Here is a 1,715-nt window from a genome sequence, read left to right as displayed (position 1 = left end):
CGGTGCACGGAGCAACGCGGCCCAGGGGTCGGCATCACCGTCGACGAGCAGTATCCGCTCCGGGTTCTCCGACTGCACACTGCGGAGCAGCCCCCACACGGCGGCTCCCGACGGGTCCGGCAGGTCGTCGCCCGGTTCTGCGGAGACGGCACCCCGGGTGAGCACGACGAGGGTGGCGTCCGTGTCGTCGCGGGCGAGGAATTCCTGCACCGCCGTCAGCACCGCGGTCACCCTCGCGTCGGTCTCCTCGTCCTCGGCCGGGCCGGTCGGCGCGGCCGAGGACGGCGCCGAGGTGACCAGGACGAACCCGGAGGGCGCCGAGGCCACGTCCGCCACCCGTACGCAGTCGGCACCCAGCGCGGCGAGTCCCGCCGCCGCGCCGAACGGGTCGTGGCCCACGACCGCCCAGGTACCGGAAGGCACCCCGTGGTCCGGGGCGACACCGGTGGCCGGGAGCCAGTCGAGTCGGTACACGGGCCGGGTTCCGTCGGCCGGTCCGTCGAACTGGCTGACGGCCAGGGGTCGCAGCACCACGTGTTCGACCCTGACCACGGTCCGGCCACCGGGGTCGGTGGCCAGCAGCGTCACGCCGTCGGCTCCTCGCGGTGACAACCGCACGCGCAGTGCAGTGGCACCGGAGGCTGCGAGAGTGACTCCGGACCAGGAGAACGGCAGGGCAGGGGGTTGGGCCGGCCCGTCGGTCGCCCGGGCGGCCAGCGCATGGAGGGCGGCGTCGAGCAGTGCGGGATGCAGGCCGAAACGCGCGGCGTCCGCGTGCGCCGAGTCGGGCAGCTCAACCTCTGCCCATACATCGTCACCCGCCCGCCAGGCGGCGCGCACGCCTCGGAACGCCGGACCGTACTCCAGTCCCGCCCCGGCCAGGGCCGGGTAGAGGCCGTCGACCTCGACGGGCTCAGCGCCGGGCGGCGGCCAGGACAGGTCCGGAGCGACGTCGGGGCCTGCGGCGCGGAGAGTGCCGGAGGCATGCCGGGTCCACGGCCGCTCGGACCAGCCGGTGTCGTCCGCGGTGCGGGAGTGGACCACGATGTCACGGCGGCCATCCGGGTCGGGGACACCGACGAGGACCTGGAGCTGAGTGGCATGCTGCTCGGGCAGCACCAGAGGGGCGTGCAGCACGAGTTCATCGACGACCCCGCACCCGGCCTGGTCCCCCGCCCGCACGGCCAGTTCGACGAACGCGGTACCGGGCACCACTGTCCGGCCGTGCACCCGGTGCTCGGTGAGCCAGGGATGCGTCCGCGCGGACAGCCGGGCGGTGAACAGCAGGCCACCGTCATCGGCAAGTTCGACCCCCGCGGCAAGCAGCGGATGACCGGTGTCACCCAGCCCGGCGAAGACAACGTCGCCCGGGTGGCCCGAGGCAGAAGGCCAGTACCTTTCGCGGGCGAAGGCATAGGTGGGCAGGTCGACGCGACGGCCGCCCCACTGGTGGGCCTGTCCGGCCCAGTCAACGGGGACGCCGTGGACATGCAGTGCGGCGAGAGCGCGCAGCAGAGTTCCGGTCTCCTCGCGGCCGGTGCGCAGCGCGGGAACCGCGACGGCGTCGTCGGTGACACCCTGGGCCAGGGCAGACAGGGTTCCCTCGGGTCCCAGTTCCAGGAACACGGGCGTCCTGCCGCTCGTGGTGAGGGCGTCGGCGAAGCGGACGGGTTCACGGACCTGGCGGACCCAGTACTCCGGGGTGGCCGGGTCAC

1 protein-coding gene is annotated in these 1,715 nt (G+C 73.9%); it reads right to left on the bottom strand.

Translation table 11 applies throughout. From position 1 onward, the window contains the following. On the bottom strand, nucleotides 1–1,715 hold a 1,715-nt coding region (locus PJ985_RS23120), incomplete at both ends, for a polyketide synthase dehydratase domain-containing protein (RefSeq protein ID WP_271685840.1).

Source organism: Streptomyces sp. ACA25 (assembly GCF_028200735.1).
Lineage (GTDB): Bacteria > Actinomycetota > Actinomycetes > Streptomycetales > Streptomycetaceae > Streptomyces.
Note: the sequence above shows the minus strand (reverse complement) of the source record. Positions and strands in the feature narration are given on the sequence as shown.